Raw genomic sequence first — 3508 nt, 5'->3', positions numbered from 1 at the left:
CGCGAAGTTGAGCTGTGCATCATGGTGGGTTGTCTGCCCTTTCCTGAAAGACCGGACAATTGTGTAGCCTTCTCCGCCTGTCTGGAAGGAGAGCCGGACCTCGCATTTCTCTTTTGGCCCTGCCCCGGCAAAAACCACATACTCAGCATCGATCCCCGAGCCGGAGATCCCGTACAGGGCAAAGACGATCGCCTCCATGATCGTACTCTTCCCGGCACCATTACTCCCGACTATGGCGGTGATCCCGTCTTTGAAGGTGAACTCCTGATCCCGGTACCGCTTGAAGTTCTTCAGCGTCAGCCTGTCAAGGATCATTCGGTATCTGCCTCCTCCACAATCGAAGAGAGGATGCCTGATCCCTTCCCGAGGATATATGACTCGGTCTTCTCCGGGAGCCCCCGGCCTTTCACAAAGGCGATGAACTCTTCCTGGATATTAAAAGCTGAATCGCTCTGCCTCCTTTCCGGGACGATCTCGCCGGGCGAGATGGTTTTGATCCGGAGATCAAGCACCTGTTCCCGGATGCGTGCCATCTCCCGTCCGGAGAGGGCGCGGGCTGTTTCCTTTCTGATCCCCTCAAGGGTGATCTGTGCCATCGGGGGGGTGTGGGAGGAGATCGCCTCTATCCGCGCCTCGATCTCTCCGATGATCTCGCCAGCGGAGAGATCCTCTGCCAGCAGGGAACCGAGATCGATCATCGGTGTCTTTGGGAGGGGGAGGGGCTCTACTGTCCTCCGCGAGGTATCGACAGAGAGCCCGCCTTTCTTCTCATGGATCTCGCCATAGGTGAGGTGCTCTATTGAGCCCGAGTACCAGGCATGGGGTCCCACCTGGCTCTGGTTATGGTAATGGCCAAGGGCGATGTAATCGAAGTCGGCGGTCGTCATGGTGGAGTCAATCTCATGTTCTGCGACTGTTGCCAGCCTTTTGTCGGCGATACTGCTCGCAAGCCCATGTGTGACCAGCACATTATTGTGGGAGGAGGAGCGTGCAACCTCGTTATATGCCTCCCGGTACTGATCGGGGTTGAGCATGTTTGGGATCAGATGGAAGACCGTATCCCCGACCTCGACAGACTCATAGCGAAACCGGTATGCCATATGGACGGTGCCGGGATGGTATTCAAAGAGGGAGAATGGCGCGCGGGTATACCGGGTCTTTGGGATACTGTGGTTGCCTGCGATCATGATCAGGGGAATACCGGCATCAGAGAGGAGTTCCAGCGCATCAAATGCAGTGACATAGGCCTGTGTCCGCGGCTTCACCGAGTCAAAGAGATCTCCTGCGTGGAGGAGCGCATCCGGCCGCAATCTACATATCTCCTCAATTGATGCAAGAAAATTCTGGTAAACCTGCGTCTCACGGAGATTCATGCCGGTCTCGGGATCAACACGGGAGAAGGCGGCGACACCGAGGTGGGTATCGGCGATATGGATGATCTTCATTGATCGTATCTTCAACCTCCAGAGAATTAAGTGCTGGGAGTGGAGGGTGAAAGTAAAAGGGAAGGCGGCACAATGATCCTGTACCATGTCACAACGTGCAACTGATGCACTCTTTCAGTCACTCTTTCTCCTGACCGATATCAGGGTGATGCTCCGGGAGACAGCACCCCTCCATCAGCTGAGTGCTGAAGAGAAGGAAACAGCCGGGAAACTGCTGAAAAGCATACGGCGCCAGGTCGATATCCTTGAAGAGGAGCTGATCTGAGATGCGGTGTGCAGGCGATATCGAAGCCCGGCAGGTGGATGAGACAGCAATCAACATCGATCCGATCCAGGTGGGCGGGCGGCTTACTGCGGATGCGATGAAGGCGGTGATCGCATACGGCGATGGCTACTCGGTCTGTGACAACTGCCGCAAGCCATTCCGTCTCGACTATATCAAAAAGCCGCCGATTGCAGACTTCCATGCCGATCTCGCCTCCTGGGTTGAGATGGATGCCTGCCGGGTTGTTCCCGGTGCACGGCGCGGGTTCCAGGCGGTCTGCCAGGGATTGGTACAGAAAGGCGATCCGGTGATCCTGACCGCACTCTCCCACTATACCGAGTTCATTGCAGCCGAGTCGGTGGGAGCAGTCCCGCGTGAGATTCCAAAGGATGAGAAGAACCATATCACCCCGGATGCCGCCGCCGAAACGATCGAGCGGGTAATAAAAACAGAGGGAAAGGCACCTGCACTCCTCTTTGTCGAGGGAGTGGACTACCAGTTCGGAAACCACCATGATATCAAAGGGATCGCAAAAGTAGCCCACAGCTATGATATCCCGGTCCTCTATAACGGAGCATATACGGTCGGCATCCTCCCGGTATCGGGAAGAGATCTCGGGGTGGATTTTGTGATCGGATCCGGCCACAAATCGATGGCGGCACCGGCACCCTCCGGCCTCGTTGCAACAACTGCTGAGTATGCGGAGAGGATCTTTGCCACCACTGCTGTGAAGGGGGATCAGACCGGCAGGACATTTGGGATCAAGGAGATTGCGATGATGGGCTGCACCTTAATGGGCGTCACCGTGATGGGGATGATGGCATCGTTCCCCCATGTAAAGGAGCGGGTGCTTGCCTGGGATGAGGAGCTTGCAAAGAGCAGGGTGATCATTGATGCGCTTCTCGCAATCGAAGGGACAAAGATCCTCTCGGATATGCCACGGGAGCATACCCTGACCAGGATAGACACACGCGAGTCATTTGACCGTGTGGCAGAGACCCATAAGAAACGTGGCTTCTTCTTCACAAGTGCGCTTGGAAAGAGAGGTATTGCCGGAGTGATTCCGGGGGCGACAAAGATCTGGAAGTTCAATACCTACGGGATGACAAAGGCACAGGCAGAGTACACCGCAGGCGCCTTCCTCGATATCGCAACTGAGAACGGCTTAACCGTCAATGATTGAACCGGAGAGCGCGGTCCTTTTGACTGCGCTTTCCACTGCTTTTTGTATCAGATCATCCATCGGGAGCTTCGCCTCCTCCTCTTCGATCTGGCTGATGGTGGCGGCGGTGGCTGGCTTCTTCGGCACCATCCGGCAGGAATGATCGCCTGGGCGGGCGATGAAGGTCTTGATCTTCTTAGCGAGATTCACGATCTCCTCCTTGTCATAGGTGATGAGAGGGCGGAGTACAGGAAGCGTCGCTGAGGGTGTAACGGTCGCCAGGTTCTCAAGTGTCTGGGATGCGACCTGCCCGAGATTATCACCGTTCACAATGGCAGAGCATTGGTATTCTTCCCCGATCCGGCTTGCCACCCGGTGCATAAACCGCTTGCAGAGGATACAACGAAACCGCGTTTCCTTCAATGTGAGCAGTGCCGAGAAGAACGGCTCCATATCGACCTCGATTGTCGGGATCTGCGTTCCCATGCAGTGTGTCGAGAGCGTCTCTGCATGGTGAAATGCATCGTCACGCGTGGCAGCACCGGCATGCCTCCCGCCACTCATATGGAGAAGGAAGAGCTCGGTTCCCCTCCGCATCATCAGCCACGCGGCAACCGGCGAGTCGATTCCTGCTGA

4 protein-coding genes and 1 pseudogene are annotated in these 3508 nt (G+C 56.0%); 2 read left to right on the top strand and 3 right to left on the bottom strand.

What is annotated here, in order from left to right; genetic code table 11:
- Positions 1 to 315, bottom strand: a 315-nt coding sequence (locus tag QCH34_RS09105; protein ID WP_300333131.1) for an SMC family ATPase, incomplete at its 3' end; no start/stop codon positions are given.
- Entirely contained in the window at positions 312 to 1445 is a 1134-nt protein-coding gene (locus tag QCH34_RS09100; protein ID WP_300333128.1) for an exonuclease SbcCD subunit D, read from the bottom strand. The genes QCH34_RS09105 and QCH34_RS09100, both read right to left, overlap by 4 nt.
- Positions 1446 to 1530: 85 nt before the next feature.
- Between QCH34_RS09100 and QCH34_RS09095 the strand changes: the two genes are divergently transcribed.
- Both QCH34_RS09095 and pscS read left to right on the top strand, forming a co-directional pair.
- Positions 1531 to 1710 carry a hypothetical protein gene (locus QCH34_RS09095; protein ID WP_300333125.1) on the top strand — a complete coding sequence of 60 codons (180 nt, stop codon included), beginning with the start codon at positions 1531 to 1533 and terminating at the stop codon, positions 1708 to 1710.
- Position 1711: 1 nt separating this feature from the next.
- The gene (pscS, locus tag QCH34_RS09090; protein WP_300333123.1) at positions 1712 to 2893 is read left to right on the top strand and encodes an O-phospho-L-seryl-tRNA:Cys-tRNA synthase; all 1182 of its coding nucleotides are present in this window, start codon (positions 1712 to 1714) and stop codon (positions 2891 to 2893) included.
- Here pscS and QCH34_RS09085 read toward each other — a convergent pair.
- Positions 2876 to 3508: pseudogene (locus tag QCH34_RS09085) on the bottom strand (tRNA 4-thiouridine(8) synthase ThiI); the annotation flags it as partial. The gene pscS and the pseudogene QCH34_RS09085 sit on opposite strands and share 18 nt — an antisense overlap.

The organism is Methanocalculus sp., assembly GCF_029762515.1.
GTDB lineage: Archaea > Halobacteriota > Methanomicrobia > Methanomicrobiales > Methanocorpusculaceae > Methanocalculus.
The sequence above is the reverse complement of the archived record's forward strand: the minus strand, read 5'-3'. Positions and strand labels throughout refer to the sequence as shown.